The sequence below is a fragment of the Undibacterium sp. YM2 genome (genome assembly GCF_009937975.1).
Taxonomy (GTDB): domain Bacteria; phylum Pseudomonadota; class Gammaproteobacteria; order Burkholderiales; family Burkholderiaceae_D; genus Undibacterium.
The window spans coordinates 825,904-845,345 of the sequence record NZ_AP018441.1 but is presented as its reverse complement, the minus strand read 5'-3'; the positions used below and the strand labels follow the sequence as shown (position 1 = coordinate 845,345).

13 protein-coding genes, 1 tRNA gene and 1 other RNA gene are annotated in these 19,442 nt (G+C 51.1%); 2 read left to right on the top strand and 13 right to left on the bottom strand.

What is annotated here, in order from left to right:
• Positions 1-15: 15 nt before the first annotated feature.
• From UNDYM_RS03880 to rnpB, 6 genes are all read right to left on the bottom strand, one after another.
• Complete coding sequence (locus UNDYM_RS03880; protein WP_162039860.1) at positions 16-1,779, bottom strand: penicillin-binding protein 2; 1,764 nt, start codon at positions 1,777-1,779, stop codon at positions 16-18.
• Entirely contained in the window at positions 1,776-2,051 is a 276-nt protein-coding gene (gene ftsL, locus UNDYM_RS03875; protein ID WP_162039859.1) for a cell division protein FtsL, read from the bottom strand. Before ftsL ends, UNDYM_RS03880 begins: the two co-directional genes overlap by 4 nt.
• Positions 2,048-3,007, bottom strand: coding sequence for a 16S rRNA (cytosine(1402)-N(4))-methyltransferase RsmH (gene rsmH, locus UNDYM_RS03870; RefSeq protein WP_162039858.1), 960 nt, complete (start codon positions 3,005-3,007; stop codon positions 2,048-2,050). Before rsmH ends, ftsL begins: the two co-directional genes overlap by 4 nt.
• Before the next feature lie 9 nt (positions 3,008-3,016).
• Positions 3,017-3,445, bottom strand: a complete 429-nt coding sequence (mraZ, locus tag UNDYM_RS03865; RefSeq protein WP_162039857.1) for a division/cell wall cluster transcriptional repressor MraZ — start codon at positions 3,443-3,445, stop codon at positions 3,017-3,019.
• Between the two features lie 537 nt (positions 3,446-3,982).
• The gene (locus UNDYM_RS03860) at positions 3,983-7,150 is read right to left on the bottom strand and encodes an EAL domain-containing protein (RefSeq protein WP_162039856.1); all 3,168 of its coding nucleotides are present in this window, start codon (positions 7,148-7,150) and stop codon (positions 3,983-3,985) included.
• A gap of 199 nt (positions 7,151-7,349) precedes the next feature.
• An RNA gene (gene rnpB / locus UNDYM_RS03855) (RNase P RNA component class A) lies at positions 7,350-7,700 on the bottom strand.
• 123 nt (positions 7,701-7,823) lie between these two features.
• On the opposite strand from rnpB, the gene UNDYM_RS03850 reads away from it, so the two are divergent.
• Entirely contained in the window at positions 7,824-9,521 is a 1,698-nt protein-coding gene (locus UNDYM_RS03850; RefSeq protein ID WP_162039855.1) for a thiamine pyrophosphate-binding protein, read from the top strand.
• A gap of 129 nt (positions 9,522-9,650) precedes the next feature.
• Positions 9,651-10,838, top strand: coding sequence for an MFS transporter (locus UNDYM_RS03845; RefSeq protein WP_162039854.1), 1,188 nt, complete (start codon positions 9,651-9,653; stop codon positions 10,836-10,838).
• On the opposite strand, the gene UNDYM_RS03840 is transcribed toward UNDYM_RS03845, so the two are convergent.
• The 7 genes from UNDYM_RS03840 to UNDYM_RS03810 all read right to left on the bottom strand — a co-directional run bounded on the left by UNDYM_RS03840 (position 10,835) and on the right by UNDYM_RS03810 (position 19,153).
• Complete coding sequence (locus tag UNDYM_RS03840) at positions 10,835-11,965, bottom strand: DUF1624 domain-containing protein (RefSeq protein ID WP_162039853.1); 1,131 nt, start codon at positions 11,963-11,965, stop codon at positions 10,835-10,837. The two genes, UNDYM_RS03845 and UNDYM_RS03840, sit on opposite strands and share 4 nt — an antisense overlap.
• Positions 11,966-12,130: 165 nt before the next feature.
• Positions 12,131-12,304, bottom strand: a complete 174-nt coding sequence (locus UNDYM_RS03835) for a hypothetical protein (RefSeq protein WP_162039852.1) — start codon at positions 12,302-12,304, stop codon at positions 12,131-12,133.
• A gap of 10 nt (positions 12,305-12,314) precedes the next feature.
• Positions 12,315-13,523 (bottom strand): RtcB family protein, encoded by a 1,209-nt coding sequence (locus UNDYM_RS03830; protein ID WP_162039851.1) that lies wholly within the window; start codon positions 13,521-13,523, stop codon positions 12,315-12,317.
• Positions 13,524-14,044: 521 nt separating this feature from the next.
• Positions 14,045-16,504: a hypothetical protein gene (locus UNDYM_RS03825; protein ID WP_162039850.1), complete on the bottom strand. Its 2,460-nt coding sequence runs from the start codon at positions 16,502-16,504 to the stop codon at positions 14,045-14,047.
• Positions 16,505-16,549: 45 nt separating this feature from the next.
• Positions 16,550-16,624 (bottom strand) — tRNA-OTHER (locus tag UNDYM_RS03820).
• A 79-nt stretch (positions 16,625-16,703) separates the two neighbouring features.
• Positions 16,704-17,729 (bottom strand): RNA 3'-terminal phosphate cyclase, encoded by a 1,026-nt coding sequence (gene rtcA / locus UNDYM_RS03815; protein WP_232063688.1) that lies wholly within the window; start codon positions 17,727-17,729, stop codon positions 16,704-16,706.
• Between the two features lie 188 nt (positions 17,730-17,917).
• Positions 17,918-19,153: an RtcB family protein gene (locus UNDYM_RS03810; protein ID WP_162039849.1), complete on the bottom strand. Its 1,236-nt coding sequence runs from the start codon at positions 19,151-19,153 to the stop codon at positions 17,918-17,920.
• Positions 19,154-19,442: the final 289 nt, after the last annotated feature.

The window sequence follows — 19,442 nt, the reverse complement described above, 5'->3', positions numbered from 1 at the left end:
ATTTTTCTGTGTCATTTACATGCTTTCCTGTACGCTGGTCTCAGGAATAATGCTGGTGACGGATGAGTCAGGCGGCACGTTCAGCGAACGCAAGACGTTCGCTGTGATAGCCGCGAATACCGGAGCGGCAACAGTGCCGCCGTAATAACCACCGCTGCTGGGCTCGTCTATCATGACCGCGACGATCACGCGCGGATTGGATACCGGCGCAAAGCCGACGAAATCACCCACATATTTATTCACATAGCGGCCACCCTCCAGCTTATGGGCAGTACCCGTCTTTCCTGCAACACGATAACCAGCGATGCGGGCCTGGGTAGCAGTGCCGCCCGGCTCAGTCACAGCTTCCATCATCAGACGCATCTGTTTTGCCGTCTTTTCAGAAATGACGCGTGAGCCTTGTGGCAATTCCGCCGACTTTTGGAAAGTCAGCGGGATCATGTCGCCATTCCTGGCAAAAATCATATAGGCGCGTGCCATCTGTATGAGTGACACCGAGATACCGTGTCCATAGCTCATGGTGGCTTGCTCAATAGGACGCCAGTTCTTGTAATTGCGCAAACGCCCGGCAACCGCACCAGGGAAACCGAATTTTGGCTGCTGGCCAAAACCCAGGGTGGTAAACATTTCCCACATTTCTTGCGGTGGCATTTGCAAGGCCATTTTCACCGTGCCGATATTCGAGGACTTTTGTATAACTTGCGCAACTGTCAGAGAACCCTGTTTGTGGGCATCGTGTATCAGTGCGGGACCGATGGACATCACACCAGGCGCGGTCTGGAATACGGTATCAGGCGTGACGCGGCCAGTTTCCAGCGCCAGGGCAACGGTCACCGGCTTCATCGTCGAACCTGGCTCAAAAGTATCGGTCATGACACGGTTACGCAATTGCGCGCCAGTCAGTACAGAGCGGTCGTTCGGGTTATAGGTAGGCAGGTTCACCAGTGCCAGTACCTCGCCAGTCTGGACATCCAGCACTACCGCACCACCCGCCTTGGCCTTGTGTTTTTCTACGGCTTCCTTCAAATGCGTAAATGCAATGTACTGGATCTTGCTGTCTATCGACAGCGTCAGATCCTTGCCATCATGCGGTTCACGCACGGCCTGTATATCTTCAACGATATGGCCCAGTCTGTCTTTGATGACACGGCGACTCCCGGTCTTGCCCGCCAGGTTTTTTTCCGATGCCAGCTCTATACCTTCTTGTCCTATATCTTCCACATTGGTGAAGCCAACCACATGGGCCATGACTTCGCCTTCTGGATAAAAGCGTTTGTATTCCTTACGGGTTTCTATGCCGGGTATGGCCAGAGCCACTATCTGGTCTGAGATGGCAGGTTCTACCTGGCGTTTCAGATAGACAAACTGGCGGTCAGAATCGAGCTTCTTGCGCAATTCTGCCTCAGTCATGTCGAGCAATTTGGCCAGTTGCTGCAATTTTTCCTTGGGCGCTACCAGCACATCGTCAGGAATCGCCCAGATGGCTTTGACAGGCACGGAGGAAGCCAGCACCTGACCATTGCGGTCAGTGATCTTGCCGCGGGTCGCAGGCAATTCCAGCGTGCGGGCATAACGATTGGCCCCTTCCTTCTGCAAAAAGTCCTTGGTAAATCCTTGCAGATACAGTGCTTTGGCAATCAGGGCGATAAAAGCTGCAAACAATAAAAACAGGATAAAGCGTGAACGCCAGGCAGGCAGCTTCACATCCAGTAAAGGGCTGGAAGAAAAGGCAACGCCGCGTGCAGCGGCGGTACGGGATGTACTTGCTGATCTGCTCATTTTGCCTCCACTGCTTTGAGGTACTGCGTGCGTTCAGGGGTCACAGCAACCATGTTCAATTCACGTGCCGCTGTTGCTTCTATGCGCGCATGCTTGCCGTAGGTGGATTGATCGAGTTTCAGTTGCGTCCATTGCAATTCATATTGCTTGCTTAAACTTTGCTCCCGCTCCAGCTCTATAAACAGGCGACGTGCCTGATACTGCGCATTGATCAATGACAGGGCACAGGCAATCAATGCCGCGGCCAGGATAATATTCCAGCGGGTACTCATGCAGCCACCTCTGGCAGACGCTCTGCTACCCGCAAAATTGCTGAACGCGAACGCGGATTGGCACTGACCTCAGCCTCGGAAGGCTTGATACGGTTCAACAGGCGCATCTGCGGTTGCGGCAAATCGATATGGCGTATGGGCAAACGGCGGTCAGGCTGCTCCACCTTGACCTTGGAAGCAAAGAACTGCTTCACGATACGGTCTTCGAGTGAATGGAAACTGATGACCGACATGCGCCCGTAAGGAGCCAATGCCTGATAAGCTGCCGCCAGACCTATTTCGAGATCTTCAAGCTCCTGATTGATGAAAATCCGTATAGCCTGAAAGGTGCGAGTTGCCGGGTCTTTACCCTTCTCGCGAGTTTTGACGGCGTGTGCGACGATTTCTGCGAGCTGTCGTGTTCCACGAATGGCGTCTGTCTTCCTGCGAGCAACAATCGCCTTTGCAATCTGAAAAGCAAACCGTTCTTCCCCATAATTTTTTATAACCTCCGTAATTTGTTCTTCTTCGGCAGTTGCCAGCCATTCGGCTGCAGAAATGCCACGCGTGGTATCCATGCGCATGTCGAGCGGACCATCTGACCTGAAGCTGAAACCCCGGCTGGCATCATCCACTTGCGGCGATGAGATGCCCAAGTCCATCAGAATGCCATCGACCTTGCTGACGCCAAGCTCAGGCAAGGCTTCAGCAATGCTTGCAAAACTGTCATGCACGATATGAAAACGCGGGTCCTGAATTTCTTTTGCACTGGCAATCGCCTGGGTATCTTTGTCAAAAGCAATCAGGCGGCCATTGCTGCCCAGTTGTGACAAGAGCAGGCGGCTATGCCCACCACGGCCAAAGGTGCCATCGACATAAATACCGTTGCTACGTTCGCCTGCGATGCCGAGCGCATCTACAGCCTCATGCAACAGCACTGTCTGGTGCGTAAAATCTGCCGCTTGCTGAATACTCATTGCCCGCGATCAGAAAGAAAAATTGTTTAATACATCAGGAGCGCCGCCAGCGATGGCTTTTGCCTCGTTTTCTGCCAGCTTGGCAGCATCCCAAATCTCAAAATGGCTGCCCATGCCGAGCAGCATGACATCGCGCTGCATGCCGACGGCACTACGCAACTCCGGTGCAACCAGGATGCGGCCAGCGCCATCCATGTCAACATCAAATGCATTGCCGAGAAAAATACGTTTCCAGTCGCGTGCTTGTATGGGCCAGGCAGCGATTTGTTCACGGTGGGACTCCCAGGTAGGGCGCGGGAAGAGCAGGAGACAACCATCCGGGTGGCGGGTCAGGGTAATCCGGCCTTCGCATTGAACATTGAGCGCGTCACGGTGCCGGGCGGGGATAGACATCCTGCCTTTTGCATCGAGATTGAGTGAGGACGCCCCCTGAAACACGCTATTACCTTTTTTCCTGAAAATCTGTCTATCTGGCCACGGATGGAATGTAAGCGAAATTAGGAATTCTATGCCACAAAATTACACTTTTTCACACTATTGCCCACTTTAGAGGATGACTTGAGCGTGGTCAAGCGTATTTGCGGGGTAAATTGGGAAAATTTCTAATGAAGTCAATGACTTAGCGCCAACAGTTGAGGTGAAGCCCTGAGGCACCTGCGGAATTTATCCTGATAAATTAGGTACTTACACTACATAGTGAAAGTAGCTCCTTACATATAACCATGTGTTTATCCCAGACTGTTGCGTTTTGGGATGAGCTACTTTGGGAAAATGCCTGCAGGAAAGAGGAGATCGCCGCTTTTTAGCCGCTGAAGTGACAATTAATAAACTTTGCTGTATTGAGGATGATGAACAAGGGGGCAGATTATCGCTGAAAAATGGCCTGCATGGGCAGGTTTTCATACCAAAAGCAGTTGAATTAGTGAGCTAATCCAGCACTGCATGCCCGGTGAGCAGGCTGACGATGTATAGCTATTAAGTTTCCCTTCTTTGACGCTGCAATAATTGCAAAAATTCCTTGTCAGGCACGGCCTTGCTGAAATAGAAACCCTGGAATTCATCACATTTGCAATCACGCAAGGTTTCCAGCTGTATGGCTGAATCTACGCCCTCGGCAATGACCTTGATGCCCAGGGTATGGGCCATGGCGACGATGGCCAGCACAATGGCGGTGTCATTCGGGTCGTCAGGGATGTCCTTAATGAAGGAGCGGTCGACCTTGACGCTGTCAACAGGGAAGCGTTTGAGGTAAGCAAGGGACGAGTAACCCGTGCCAAAATCGTCTATGGACAGGGTAAATCCGGCTTCCTTGAGGCCATCCATGAGCAGGATGGCCTGCTCACGGTTATGCATGACCATGCTTTCTGTAATCTCAAACTCAATGGAGTTGGAAGGCACGCGCCAGAAATCGACCACGCTTTTGACTTCTTCCAGCATGTGGGCATCGTTGAACTGCGCGCCAGACAGGTTGATGGCTACCCGGCCAAAATCCTTATCTACATTGCGAAAACTTAAAATGTCGCGGCAGGCAATGTCGAGTACCAGCATACCCAGGCGGGAGATTAGGCCAGCTTCTTCCGCCAGGCCGATGAATTCGACAGGAGACAACACCCCACGTTCCGGATGGTTCCAGCGTACCAGTGCCTCGGCACCGACTATGCGCTCGGTTTTGACATCGAGTTTGGGCTGGTAATGCACGACAAACTCACGCCTTTCCAGCGCCTTGCGCAGACGTGCCTCAAAGGCCAGCCTCTCCACGGTATGGGTATTCATTTCCGAGGCATAGAACTGGTAATTGTCCTTACCCTTGTTTTTTGCCTTGTACATGGCAATGTCGGCATTTTTGAGCAGAGTCTGGGCATCTCTGCCGTCAGCAGGAAAGGTGGCTATGCCTATGCTGGCGCTGAGCTGGCATTCCTGTCCATCTATCTCGAAAGGCTGGGCAGCAGCATACAAGAGCTTGTCAGCCACATCACCAAGGTCGCGCGCCTCATTGAACTGGTCGATCAGCAGGATGAATTCGTCCCCGCCTATGCGGGCAATGATGTCGGATTCACGCAGGCATTGCCGGAAGCTGTGCGCGATGGTACGCAAGACATTGTCACCTTCATCATGACCAAAGGTGTCGTTAATATTCTTAAAACGGTCAAGATCGAGGAATAACACGGCCAACTGGCTGCGGTTACGCTCGGCAATCGCCAATGAACGCGCCAGATGCTGGTTGTACAGGAAGCGGTTAGGCAAACCCGTCAGCTCATCATAATGGGCGAGCTGCATGATTTTCTTTTCTGAACGGCGGCCTTCTATGGCAATACCGGCAATATCCACCGTCACCCTGACCAGGCCCAGGTCTTTTTCACTCAGGGGCTCACGGCTATACGAAAACAGGCTGAAACTGCCGAGCAACTGACCATTCTTGCCAAAGATGGGCCAGGCTGCACAAGAAGAAAATTCGGCCAGGGTTTCCACGTCGTTCACGAACTGCATTGCAGGTGCCTGCAAAAACTCGCGTAGCCAGACTGGCTCCATGGTCAATGCACTTTCAGACCAGATGCCGCTGCCATGACTCAAACTCATGCCAGGTATCTGTGCCAGCAAGACTTCTGGAAAACGGCTGCCGGTCGCATGGGCAAAGCTACGCCTGTCGTCAGCCAGCAGTTGTATGCCGCAACGCCAGTGAGGGCATAGTTTTTCAACAAACTGGCTGACTGCTTCCAGTATCGACGTCAGCTCTTCTTCGCCGCCTATCAGTTTCAGCAGGCGGTTTTGTCCGGCGATCAATAACTCGCTGTATTTGCGCGCATTGATATCGCGCTCCACGCAAAACAGGAGCATTTCGCCATCAACCTCAACCCTGCTCAATGAAATTTCTGTGTGCTGTATCTGATCATTCCTGACGGTCACCCACTCAAAGCGCTGCGGCTCGCCTTTAAAAGCCTGGTCTATCAGAGTGGCGACCAGCACATCCTTATCCTGGCTCGCATACCCGGCTACGGACTGGACACTGGGCGAAAAACTGCCAACCTTGCGCCCTATCACCTCTTCTGGAGTATTGACGCCAAAGAAGGCAACGGCAGCCGGATTGCAATCAACATAGATATAGTCACGGCTGATGAGCAGGATGGCATCCTGTGCGCCCTGATAAATCAGCCGGTAACGGCTCTCGCTGGCCTCCAGGCGGTTTCTGGAGTCGCGCAAATGGCGTATCTGCCATAGCAGCAGTAATGCCAGCAAAAAAATGAAACCTGCCGTCACCGCTGTTACCATGATCTTTTGTGTGACTCTGGCATTCCAGTCCGTCAGGATGACGCTGCTTTCGCGCGCATACACCAGTATCAAAGGAAGATCGCTGATCTTTCTATAACTGATGAGCCAGGCCCTGCCTTCTTCATCAACATCCCGCAAGGCACCTTCCGGCGACTTGTCGCGGATAAAATTCTTCAGCACCGGCCTGGAATAATCGCGGTCTTTGAGCCCGGCGGCGGCCAGCTTCCTGCCCGATTCATCGTAGAGGACAATGCTGGCGCCACTGCCCAGGGCAATGCGCTCATAAAAATCATAGAGATAGCGTAGCTGGATGTCAGCCTGTATCAAACCCGCACGTTTGCCGCCCTTGTCAAAGAAGTTTTTAACAAGGGGCAAAATCCACTGACCGCCCTGCTGCAACTGATAAGCATCGCCCAATACCACCTTGCTCTCTTCGGGATGTTCAAGCAAGAATTTTATATGGCGCTGCTCTTCGACTTTTTCAGGTACAGCAGCGCCCATCTGGCTGGACGCCAGCCATAGTCCTTGTGCATCAAATACGGAGAGTGCATGGATGGATTCAGATTCCTGCCTCTGCATGGCCAGGATTTGTTGCAGTTGCCGGGATTCGTTTGCCGATACCCTGGTTTCTGAGAGAACTTCTTGACTGGCCACCGTCGTCACCCGCACGGCACCACGCATGACTTCACTGACATGCTCTTCCAGCATGCGGACCGCCAGGAAATTATGTTCCTGTGCCGCATTGATGGTCAGCGCCTTATCCTGGGCTATAGACCACCAGCTCTGCCCTATGATTGCGACTGCAATCAGGCAGATGCAAATGGCGAATGCCAGTATGGGCACATCGCGTTCTTTCTTTAGACCGCCAGTCTCCATGCGTTTTGCAATTTTGTAGATACAGCGTCAGTAGAACTAGTAGAACTTATTGCACCAGTGTACCACTGCTATTTTGAGAACAAGGACTTGCTTGCAAGGAATGATGCTTGATGGCGACAATCTTGAACAGACTGCAGCGTATTGTGCGTTGGCGAGATGGCGAGATGCCTGCACGATAGGAAATACAAGATAAACAATAAATTGAAGCAGGCCGATAGGCCGGATTTTGTTACGGCATAGGCATTGCTACCATCTGCTATGACAATCATTCCTCTAGGCGACGGATTGCTCCGCCGCTCAAGCTTTCTACCCGCACGCTCCGCGAGCAACATCAACGCGTGCCTATTTGAAATTGCTCCGGGTGGAGGTTACCGCGTTTCACCGTAACTTAATACGCTCGTCTCTGTGGCCCTATTCCTCGTCTTATACCAAGGCTTGCGCCCTGGCTTTCAACGTACGGCCGTTAGCCGTCACCCTGCTCTATGGAGTCCGGACCTTCCTCCCGTCACCTCGATTACTCAAGGCAACCAGCGATTGTCTGGCCTGCTTCGGGCGCTATTCTACCCTATCTGCCCCCGCTCAATGATAATTCCGTGCAGAAGCCTCAAATACGATGCAAATTAAGCAGGCTTTCTGGTAGCGTACTGCTTTTACTTTTTTATCATTGTCTATCATGCTGAAATCACGTTCTGGCGGCCAGTTGATTGTGGATGCCCTGCAAGTCCACGGTGTCGATACCATCTTTGGTGTACCTGGCGAGAGTTATTTGCCCGTGCTGGACGCCCTGCATGACAGCCCCATACGCTTCATCATCAACCGCCAGGAAGGCGGCGCAGCCTTCATGGCAGATGCCTATGGCAAGATGACAGGCAAACCCGGCATTTGTTTTGTCACGCGTGGGCCGGGTGCCACCAACGCCTCTATCGGCGTGCATACCGCTTACCAGGATTCAACACCGATGATCTTGTTCATCGGCCAGGTAGGCAATGACTTTGTCGAGCGCGAAGCTTTCCAGGAGATAGATTACCGCCGCATGTTTGGTCAGATGGCGAAATGGGTAGCCCAGATAGACCGCGCTGACCGCGTGCCTGAATATATCGCCCGCGCCTTCCAGGTCGCCACCAGTGGCCGCCCCGGCCCGGTTGTACTGGCATTGCCAGAAGACATGCTGGCCCAAATCGCCGAAGTAGCCGATACCCGTCATTACACACCGGTGCAGGCATCAGCCTCGCCACAGCAACTGGCGCAACTACGCAATATGCTGGCTGTGTCACAACGCCCTGTGCTGTTGCTCGGTGGCAGCGGCTGGGACAAGGCAGCATGTCAGCACATCAGCGAATTCGCCACCAGTAATCACCTGCCGGTGGCTTGCGCCTTCCGCTTCCAGGACTTGATGGACAATGCCCATCCGAACTATATAGGCGATGTGGGCATAGGCATCAACCCAAAACTGGCACAAAGATTGAAAGATGCCGACCTGATCATTGCCATAGGCCCACGCCTCGGTGAAATGACCACCAGCGGCTATAGCGTGCTGGAAGCTCCAGTGCCTAAACAGAAACTGGTGCACATCCACAGTGACGCACTGGAACTGGGCCGCGTTTATCAGGCTGACCTGATGATCAACAGCGGCATGAAAGAAATTGCCGAAGCCCTGGCTGAAATGGCAGGCCTGGATGCAGCCACCAAGTGGAAGGCAACAGTCAGCGAAGCACGCGCAGACTTGCTGGCATGGCAAACCGAACCAGCAATTTTCGCCAAGGAAAACGCCCCGTTGAACCTGTGGCAAGTGGTGCAGGATATCAAGCGCCTGGCACCCAAAGACACCATCATCACCAATGGCGCAGGCAATTACGCCACCTGGGCGCACCGCTACTTCCCTTATGGCGGCATGCGCACGCAACTGGCGCCGACATCCGGTGCCATGGGCTATAGCGTACCGTCTGGCATTGCTGCCAAGATCATAGACCCGCAACGCACTGTCATCACCTTTGCCGGCGATGGTGAATACCTGATGAATGGCCAGGAACTGGCAACTGCGGTGCAATACAAGGCAGGCGTGGTCATCATCGTCTTCAATAATGGCATGTATGGCACGATACGCATGCATCAGGAAAGAGAATTCCCGGCGCGTGTCTCTGGCACAGAATTGCACAATCCTGATTTTGCCGCACTGGCCCGCGCCTTTGGTGGCAGTGGTGAAGTTGTCAACACTACGGCAGAATTTGCTCCCGCACTGGAAAGGGCATTGGCACACAGCCGCCAGCACAATCTGCCCGCCCTGATAGAACTGCGTTATGACGGCAACCTGATCACGCCCGGTGCAACACTGGAAACCCTGCGCAAAATTGCGCAAGATGCAGGTAAATAAGGTCTGAGCTTCCTTAACCCGGCTTCGGCTTTCCCGAAGTCGGTTTGCGCTGCAACAAGCAAGACAGCATTCCCACTATCCACAAATTAAGGCACACTCCCATTATTACCTCTACGGGAAGCTGCCTACATGAGCAAACCTTCACTGCCTAAAAGTATCTGGGTACTCGGCTTTGTCAGCATGCTCATGGATATTTCTTCAGAGATGATACATAGTCTGCTGCCCATGTTCATGGTCGGCACGCTGGGCATCAGCGTGTTTGCCGTTGGCCTGATCGATGGCATCGCCGAATCAACCACTCTTATCGTCAAGGTATTTTCAGGTGCACTGAGTGACCGCCTGGGTAAGCGCAAGGCCCTGGCAGTGTTTGGCTATGGCATGAGTGCCTTCACCAAACCCCTGTTTGCCATTGCCCAGGGCATGGGCATGCTGTTGACAGCCCGCATGATGGACAGGATAGGTAAAGGCATACGCGGCGCACCGCGTGACGCCCTGATCACCGACATCACCCCGGCAGAAATACGCGGTGCTGCTTTCGGTTTGCGACAATCGCTCGATACCATAGGTGCCGTAGTCGGCCCCTTGCTGGCGACTGCACTGATGCTGCTATGGATGAATGACTACCGGCGCATATTCTGGCTGGCCGTCATTCCCGGTCTGGCTGCAATGGCCTTGCTTTTCATTGGCGTAAAAGAGCCGGACAACAAAATTGCACAGAGACCAGGCAACCCCGTCAGCATGCACAATCTGCGACGCATGGGCGCGGCTTACTGGTGGGTGGTGGCACTGGGCAGCATATTTACCCTGGCCCGCTTCAGCGAAGCGTTTTTGATACTGCGCGCCCAGCAAATGCAGATACCCGTGGCTTATGTACCCCTCATCATGGTCGCCATGAACCTGGTGTATGCGGCAACAGCCTATCCTTTTGGTAAACTGTCTGACCGGGTGTCTCACCCTCAGTTGCTGGCCTGGGGCTTGCTGGTGCTGGTGGCGTCGGATGTAGTACTCGGTTATAGCCAGCACTGGTATGGGCTGGCAACAGGTATCGCCTTATGGGGCATACACATGGGCATGACCCAGGGCTTATTGTCCAGCATGGTTGCCGCCAGTGCCCCGGCCGATTTGCGTGGCACGGCCTTTGGTTTTTTCAATCTCGCCAGTGGCGTCAGCCTGCTGCTGGCCAGCGTCGTCGCAGGCTTGCTGTGGCAGGAATTTGGATCTGCTTTCACCTTCTATGCTGGTGCTATTTTTGCGAGCATCAGCTTACTGGGATTTATATTGCATCCATCGACCAGAAAACAAAAAGTACTGTCTTAGGCCGTGCCTGATGTAGCTACTGCTTGCGGCTTGCGCGCCAGCCACAGTTTGGTCAATCCCCACATCACAGCCAAGGCAAACAACCAGGCCAGATAGCAAACCAGGAGTGAAGCCTCATACGCTGGCGTCGCCTCTGGCTTGCGGAAATCAACGATCTCGCCGTAACGCAACTGCATATAAATCCAGCCCAGCGCATGGATCAGTGCAATGTGCACCAGATAAAAGAACATCGGTGTTTTGCCAAACAACATCAGCAATGGCAAAGGCTTTTTCACATACTTGTCCATCAAGGCCAGCGTGCCCAAGCCTATGCTCAGCGTGATGCACAGGTATAACAAGGAAGGCGGATATTTATGCACCTTCATGAAAGACATGAAGTCATGGAACCAGCCCTTGCCTTGTGCCGACCAGAAATCAGGGTCACCATAATAATTGCCACTGCGCAAAATCAAGAAACTCACAAGCAGGATAGCCGCTGCTGATAACAGAAAACGCTGGCGCTTGTCCGCCTCCCACAGCATCACCGGCCCCAGTGCATAACCGGCAGCCATCAAACCTATCCATGGCATGAGCGGGTAGGCAAAGACGATACCCAGTTTGTCAGTCAGGGGATAAAAGCCACCCTGGTGCCAGGCCATGAACAAGACATGACTGCCTTTGGCATGCATGCCATCGAGCAGGTTATGCGGCAAGATCAATGACGCAGCAACCAGGGTAATTGCCCATCGCGGCAACCAGATCAGCAAACCCAGCGCCATCATCGCCATGCCTATCGCCCAGATCACCTGCAAGATGAACACATTAAATCCAAATTGCCAACTGAAGCTGACCCAGGTGCATTCCAGTAAAACCAGCAAGGCACCACGGCTCAGCAAATAGCGTGTCATATCTTTTTTATCACGCTGCTGTGCCCGCAAGAAGGCCGACATCCCCGCCAGGGTCACAAAGATGGGTGCGCATAAATGGGTAATCCAGCGCGTCCAGAACCAGCCTGGCGAACCTTGTTGCAAATCCAGAGGGTCAAATGGGGTAACCGCAAAAAAGTCGCGGGTATGATCCAGTGCCATCAGCACGATGACCAGACCGCGCAAGAGGTCTATGGCTTGTAGCCGGTTTTGCCGCATCATGGTGTATCCCCCGTCTGCGACCAGGCGCAGTTTTTATTTTAATGCAGCAATTCTATCCAGCACCCGCTGCTGGCAGCAAAGCATTTCAAGCCCGGGAAATAAAAAAGCGCCCATTTGTTGCCAAATGAGCGCCTGGATTAAAACAAGTTAACACAAATAAGGTGCTTACTCCTCATCCTTCAGCCGCCCGCCCGTGCTTTTGAATTGCTGCAGGCGTTGCTTCTCTTGCCTGCGTTCAGTACGCTTGAGATTGAGTGCGCCATGGACACCGGCATTGCGCTGTTTGACCAGCACTGCCAGCGGGTTACGCGGTTTGGGTAATTTGACCGTGATTTTCATCTCTTATCCTCTATCCTTTCACACAGACGACCTGGCGCAAGGTATGCACAACTTCAACCAGATCATGCTGATGCGCCATGACTGCATCGATATCCTTATATGCTGCCGGAATCTCATCCACGACACCCTTATCCTTGCGACATTCTATACCCTGAGTCTGGGCTGCCAGATCATCAGCATCAAACATCTCCCTCGCCTCACCCCGGCTCATCTTGCGCCCTGCACCGTGAGAACAGGAGCAGAATGATTCAGGATTACCCTTGCCCCTGACGATATAACTACGTGCCCCCATACTGCCAGGAATAATCCCCATCTCACCCATGCGGGCAGAAATTGCTCCCTTGCGGGTAATAAAGAGATTTTCATTATTATGCGTTTCTTGCGACACATAATTGTGATGACAATTGATGGCTTCACCATCCAGCTTGAAGCTGGTCACTTCTTTTTCAAGCACAGCAAGCGCCCTGCGCATCATTTCACTGCGGTTAGCCAAGGCATAATCCTGCGCCCACTGCACCGCTTCGACATAGTCATCAAACAATTCCGAGCCTTCAGTAAAATAAGACAAGTCCTTGTCCGGCAAATGTATCTGGTGCCGCCACATTTCCTTGCGTGCAGCCCAGATAAAATGCTTGCCGATGACACTGCCCACACCACGTGAGCCGGAATGCAACATGATCCAGACGCGCTGCTCTTCATCGATACACACTTCAATGAAATGATTACCCCCACCCAGGGTACCTAACTGGCATATCCAGGTTTGGTAAAACTTGGGCAGCATACGCATGATGCTCTTGTGCTTGGCAACGATCTTGTCCAGCCTGTCATTCAAGGGCTTGCCCACCCTGACCAGGGCAGACCCACGCATCCGGTTCCAGGCATGCTGGCGAAAGCCAACAGGTATCTCGGCTTCCAGGGCACTGCGCAGTTTCGCCAGATTATCTGGCAGCTGGCTGGCAGTCAAAGTCGTGCGCACCGCATTTATGCCACAACCTATGTCCACACCCACTGCACCCGGGATGATGGCTGCACGGGTAGGTATCACACTGCCTACCGTGGCCCCCACACCCGCATGCACATCGGGCATGGCAGCTACGTGGGGATGAACGATGTGTAAACTGGCGATATTGAGCAACTGCTGTATCGCAGTGTGATCAACATCATCCGTAAATATATGCACAGGCACTTTGGCCTTGTGCAAACTCTTAGCTATAGGCATACAATTTTCCTTCTTGTAATGCCGGTGTTTTTCAGCGAGTGATCCCTGCCATTGCTGCAAATCCTGCTGCTGGCATGAGACATGACTGGCTACTTTTCTTCGTCAATAAGTCTGCGTATTTTTTGGCGAACACCGTCCCTGCCTGCATGGCACAAAGCTATGCAAGTTATGGCGTTCCAACAAAAATCAGCGCTTTGAAAAGTAAAAAACCCCGACGAGTTTCCTCACCGGGGTTTTCAAAAAAACGACCGGCTCGGGTTGGCGATTTGCCTTAACCCCGAGCGTCGTGCACGGGGCTAAAAGTATTGATTGTTCTTGCTAGCCGTATTCCGTGGCATGGCCGTTCCTTTCTTGAATTGGGTGTTGATGAAAAATCGAATTGCGGTAAATTTCAAAATTGCTGCATATCGAAGAGACTCAATTCTGCACGAGAATAAATTACTGTGTCAATAGAAATTATAAAAATACCTTAATGTTCTATAACAGCATTATGTTCAGCCTTAAAAGACTGAACATGCTTGCTATGACACACGATCTTTGGAATCAATCTCCAAACCCGCCAGCAACCAATGCTGACCTGTTGACCATCCAAGGAAATGTTGCGCACCTGTAGACACGCACATTTCACGGTCGAGTCGTTTACCTTTTGCAGCTATTTGCAGACCAATCATGGCAGGTTGAAGTGCCTGTTTTAGATTTTTATTTTGAAGATACAAGTGAGTTTCTGTCCATTCCAGAAATTCAGCGACCCGGTGTTCAGAGAGTTGCGACATGAAAAAGATCATCTGACGCCAGGCATAGGCAGAATTTTTCACTTTGATCAAACCGTCATGCCATCCAGAGCGCTTCTTGCTCAGACTATTGCACAAGAAGATATAGCATTTTTTTGCCATGTTGAAATAATCCTCAGTCAACAGCGCTCCTCCATCAATGTGCAGACAAAGGGCCGCAAGGTTTTGCGTAGTGATAATTTGCTGCCACTCAATGATTGTTCCATTTGCTGCTGTACTTCGACTATTTGACTGACCAGACATATGCGCGCAAAGCTCTGCAAATTTATCTGTTCTCTGCATAATTTTGTATTTACTCTTTTCCTTTCCATTTTTTTCGGTATCTTCTATGGACATTACACGGGCATAATCAATATCGTAATACCGCTCATATAAACTGCCTTGCAAATGACCAGCAGCAAGCTTGGCTGCTTCCAAAAACTTGGCTGAAAACCGCCCCATAAAGATATCCGCTGCAACCTCTTCAACCAAAGGCAGTTTCAAATCAGCTTCTTTAGCAAAAGCTGAGAATTCTTTCAGTAATTTATTTGGTAGAAGTGCTTGAGGAAAAGTTGTAAAGTTCAAACGCACTGAATCCAAAAGAATCTGCCGATTCGCCAGATTGCTTTGCTCATGTTTTCGATTAAACGGCAGCAATGCCTTAACCCAGGGTAATTCCTCCAACTGCACCTGCTTTTCCAGGTTTAGCAACAGTAATGAACGCCTGCGGCGAAACGCCATATAAACCGAAGCATAAAGGCGTCTAGCCTCCAGATTATCAAAGCCTGAAGCTATAGTTTGCTCCGCCATCTGCGGTAACACTTGTGCAAGTACTTCCCCCGAAGCGATGATGCGGTACTTCAGTAAGTCTTCCACGATTGCTTCACTGCCGAGCTTAATTTTTTGCATCAAGCTCTTGGGTATGCGGCTTTCAGATGCTACATTCCAGCGCACTGCCTCATCTTTGCTAACAGGTTGTAAAACTACCTGCGTATCTTCAATACCGTAATCAGGCGAATGCTCCCGCAATCGTTCTTCCAACAATTTTGCAAACACCTTAAAATCTGGAATGCGTATCTGTTGCTCCTGAAATTGGCGTAATTCTGCGTGCTTTTGGGACGAAGGAATACCTCGTTTGGTAAGAGCGCGTGCCAATATCAATCTGATTCGCCCTACGTCACGACCATTCAAGTCAGCGGGAGAGCGCACACAAATTTCCAGATATGATCGCAACTGAAAATAACTATCATCCTTCCGGTAGGGTCGCGAACTCAATTTGTAAACTTTACGCAACTCATTTTCTTCGTCAAGAAATTGACGCGCACGCCCAGTCCAGTCATCCGGATATTTTTTGCATGGCCATCCGCCATTCACATTGAATTTCCGGTTTTCCTTATTCACCCATGATCCAAAGGCGTCAAGCGCAATGGATGGCATATCACCTTCCAGCGTTTCGAGAAACAAACCCAACATCCTGTCATAAGCCGGGTTCCAGATAGCAATCGTTTCCCGTTGAACCCGAATACCAATATCTGATTCAATGCTTCCCAGTATCTGGCGTGTACATGCAACATCACGAACATGTACCGTTTTCCTGTCTCGCCGGGCAGCAGTCCGGGAACTCAGGTCAGGATAAAACCTTAACCTGTCAAACCAAGGCGCAATCAAACTCAACAAAGTCTGAACCTGCTCGAAATGCCCTCGTTCGGCAAGCCAGGTCAATACCAATAACGCCCCTGATTCTGGAACATCTATTTCATACGTTCCAGAATTAAGGGCCTGCTGCAGTTTTTTGAATCCAATTTCTGAAATGAAATAGGTATTGAGAGTTTGTCGAGCTTCTGATGTATTGATGCCTTGAAATTCTTCACCCATTTCAACAAGCAAGACTTTTTCATAATCATGTAATTCTCCACCAGCTTTAAAATTGCCAGTTGCAAAACCACCAGTTATGACATCAAGAGTTACCCAGGCGGGTACATTCGATAATGGTGTTCTTGATCCAGGTGTCAAAACCCCAACTATCATGTTTTGAATCACACTGGTCCAGCGATGTATCTTGTTTCCGGCATTTTCACGTACATCCGGATCACCGTGCGTAACTTGCGCCTGAATCGCTTTGGCAATTTGCGCATATGGGTATGCGAGCGATACACCGTCCATATTTTCGCTATTGTCTTTTGACACGTCTTTGTTATTTTCTATGGTCATGGTACTCAGCCAGGTGAGTGAAGAGGCCAATTGCTTTCAGCAAATTGGATCCGGAAGCTGGATTCGAACCAGCGCCTTCTCGGTACCAGCCGAGCGTTCCTGCCGCAGAACTTCCCCGGAGCAGTTGAGATACAAAAATGACTGACTTCAAGTCAGCATACTGTGCATTTTTACACAAAGAATCTTTATTCTATAACCTTCATTTTATCGAGCACACAAATCTTTGAGCGTCTGCTGAAAATTCAGTATGAATTGGCAAGAAACTGGCAATCACGTCCGCATTGGTTTTGGCATGCTGCGACACCACACTGCACGTAAAACTACCACCGCCCGCCAAAGCAAATGGCAACATGACCTGGTCTGCCAGATGCTCGCCTAAAGCAGCACCAGAGGCTACGTATTCACGCAATTCCTGCACAGTACGTTTGGCGACATTTTCTGCCTTGACGGCTTTTTCCCCAACACCGCAAAACACTTCAGTGACCTGTTTATGTTCCAAGGTAATCAGCAATACATTACCCGGCCCCTGGTCATTGCTGAGACCGCGTACCAGTAATTGATCGGCAGTCCAGCCCATGCCCGCACCTACGCATTCAAGTTCACGTTTGGCGACATCGACAGGTACACCGGCAACAAAGCTTTCGGCATAGCCTTTCAGTCGTTCGCCGCGTTCCAGCAGGTCTAGTCGTTTCAACTGCTTGCATGGTTGTACCTGCGCGATGATTTCACCGCCACCGGCAGGCACGAAGCCATAGCGTTTCAATTCAAAGCTGACATCTGCACCCATCTGCTGCAATACCCGGCCATAAGCCTTTTGCAGGAACTGTGCAGGTGGCGCCATGTCATTGTGGGTGCCGCCAGTGATCTTGATGGTCGATGGTTTGTCAGCATACAACAAAGCCGGTATCAGGGTCTGCAACACCAGGGTACAACTACCTGCACTGCCTATGGCGAACTGGTAAGTGCCGCCATAGATGCCCGATGGAATAAATTCCAGCGTGGTCGAGCCCAGCTCTGCGCCAGTCACCTGTGCACCACTGACGGCAGCAGCCGATTGCACCGCCACCAGGTGCTGGCGTAGCAAGCCAGGTTTGGCACGGCCAGCACGGATGTTGATGATACGAAACGGCTGACCAGTAATCATGGACAGGCTCAAAGATGTACGCAAAATCTGTCCACCACCCTCACCCAAAGAACCATCCAGCTCTATCATTTTCTTATTCATTATTTTTATTTTCAATTTAAATTCAAAAACAAGACCCCTCAACACAGAGGCACAGAGGCACAGAGACACAGAGAAAAATCAGAGAAAACCTTATGTCTTAAAAGCGCGAGAATTTTCAGATTAATGAACTTCTCATGCCTTTCTCTGTGTCTCGGTGTCTCTGTGGTTAATGGTCTTGAATTTATATATCAACCCTTAACGCACACTACCTGCTTCAATACATGCACAACATCCACCAGGGCAGATTGAGCCAGCATCACAGCGTCGATGTCTTTATATGCCATAGGAATTTCATCAATCACATCGGCATCTTTACGGCATTCCACACCTTCGGTTGCGGCAATCTGATCAGCAACGGTATATAGCTTCTTGGCTGCGGTACGGCTCATGGTACGACCCGCGCCGTGGCTGCAGCTATGGAAGCTTTCTTCATTTCCTTTACCACGCACGATGAAGCTTTTCGCTCCCATGGAACCAGGGATAATCCCCAATTCACCGGCACGCGCAGATACAGCACCTTTACGGGTTACCAATACATCCTTACCGAAGTGATGTTCTTTCTGCACATAGTTATGGTGGCAGTTTACCGCTTCAATATGTGTCTCAAACGGTTTGCTGATCACGGTACGCACTGCTGCGATCAGGTTCTGCATCATCACTTCACGGTTCAAACGCGCAAATTTCTGCGCCCAACCCACGGCCTGAATATAGTCCTTGTAATGCTCGGTTCCTTCTGGCAGATAGGACAAATCCTGATCTGGCAAGTTAATAAAATGGGTACGCATATCCTGCTTGGCCAGTTCAATGAAATGGCTACCGATTGCATTACCTACACCACGTGAACCGGAATGCAGCATGAACCATACGGCATTGGCTTCATCCAGGCATACTTCAACGAAGTGGTTACCACTACCCAAAGTTCCCAGGTGACGGTAGTTATTGGTGTTTTTCAAACGCGGTGTTTTCAAGCAGATTTCATCGAAACCATCTTTCAATTGTGCCCAGGCATTATCTACGGCACTTGGTGGCGATTCCCATGAACCTTTATCACGGCCTTTGAAGCTACGGGTCTTAGGTGACATACCATGTGGTATGGCTTTTTCTATCGCTGTACGCAAAGGGCCCAGGTTATCTGGCAGATCATGGGCGAACAAAGTGGTCTTGGCAGCCATCATCCCGCAACCGATATCCACACCAACAGCTGCCGGGATCACCGCACCAAGGGTAGGTATCACGCTACCGATGGTAGAACCTTTACCCAGATGCACGTCTGGCATCACGGCAATATGTTTGTAGATGAAAGGCAAACGGGAGGTATTCGCCAATTGCTGCTTGGCTTCTTCCTCAACAGGAACACCTTTAGTCCACATTTTGATAGGACGGCCATCTTTGTACTGCACTACATCATAATCTTCGTGTTTCATATTTTCTCTTTATTATTAAATTCTTTGGTGGCGACAAGGGGGTGATGAAACAAGCGCTCTACCACTGAGCTACACGGCGCCAGATTACGCCATGGCAGGAATCGAACCCGCGACCTCTTCGTTCGTAGCGATGTAGTTTCATCAGCATTCGCCTAAACTTTTTTACTGCAACAGCTAAACGACAATTAACCGCTGCTTTGCTTCTCTTACTTTACAAGCTGCCATTTTGGGGTGGCGACAATATTCGGTGAAATGTATGTGGTCACCCACAGGTGCTCTACCAACTGAG

Excerpts from the sequence above, each read along its gene's own strand:
- UNDYM_RS03880 (WP_162039860.1), bottom strand. The coding sequence starts at position 1,779 with ATGAGCAGATCAGCAAGTACATCCCGTACCGCCGCTGCACGCGGCGTT.
- ftsL (WP_162039859.1), bottom strand. The coding sequence starts at position 2,051 with ATGAGTACCCGCTGGAATATTATCCTGGCCGCGGCATTGATTGCCTGT.
- rsmH (WP_162039858.1), bottom strand. The coding sequence starts at position 3,007 with ATGAGTATTCAGCAAGCGGCAGATTTTACGCACCAGACAGTGCTGTTG.
- UNDYM_RS03860 (WP_162039856.1), bottom strand. The coding sequence starts at position 7,150 with ATGGAGACTGGCGGTCTAAAGAAAGAACGCGATGTGCCCATACTGGCA.
- UNDYM_RS03850 (WP_162039855.1), top strand. The coding sequence starts at position 7,824 with ATGCTGAAATCACGTTCTGGCGGCCAGTTGATTGTGGATGCCCTGCAA.
- UNDYM_RS03845 (WP_162039854.1), top strand. The coding sequence starts at position 9,651 with ATGAGCAAACCTTCACTGCCTAAAAGTATCTGGGTACTCGGCTTTGTC.
- UNDYM_RS03840 (WP_162039853.1), bottom strand. The coding sequence starts at position 11,965 with ATGATGCGGCAAAACCGGCTACAAGCCATAGACCTCTTGCGCGGTCTG.
- UNDYM_RS03835 (WP_162039852.1), bottom strand. The coding sequence starts at position 12,304 with ATGAAAATCACGGTCAAATTACCCAAACCGCGTAACCCGCTGGCAGTG.
- UNDYM_RS03830 (WP_162039851.1), bottom strand. The coding sequence starts at position 13,523 with ATGCCTATAGCTAAGAGTTTGCACAAGGCCAAAGTGCCTGTGCATATA.
- UNDYM_RS03825 (WP_162039850.1), bottom strand. The coding sequence starts at position 16,504 with ATGACCATAGAAAATAACAAAGACGTGTCAAAAGACAATAGCGAAAAT.
- rtcA (WP_232063688.1), bottom strand. The coding sequence starts at position 17,729 with ATGAATAAGAAAATGATAGAGCTGGATGGTTCTTTGGGTGAGGGTGGT.
- UNDYM_RS03810 (WP_162039849.1), bottom strand. The coding sequence starts at position 19,153 with ATGAAACACGAAGATTATGATGTAGTGCAGTACAAAGATGGCCGTCCT.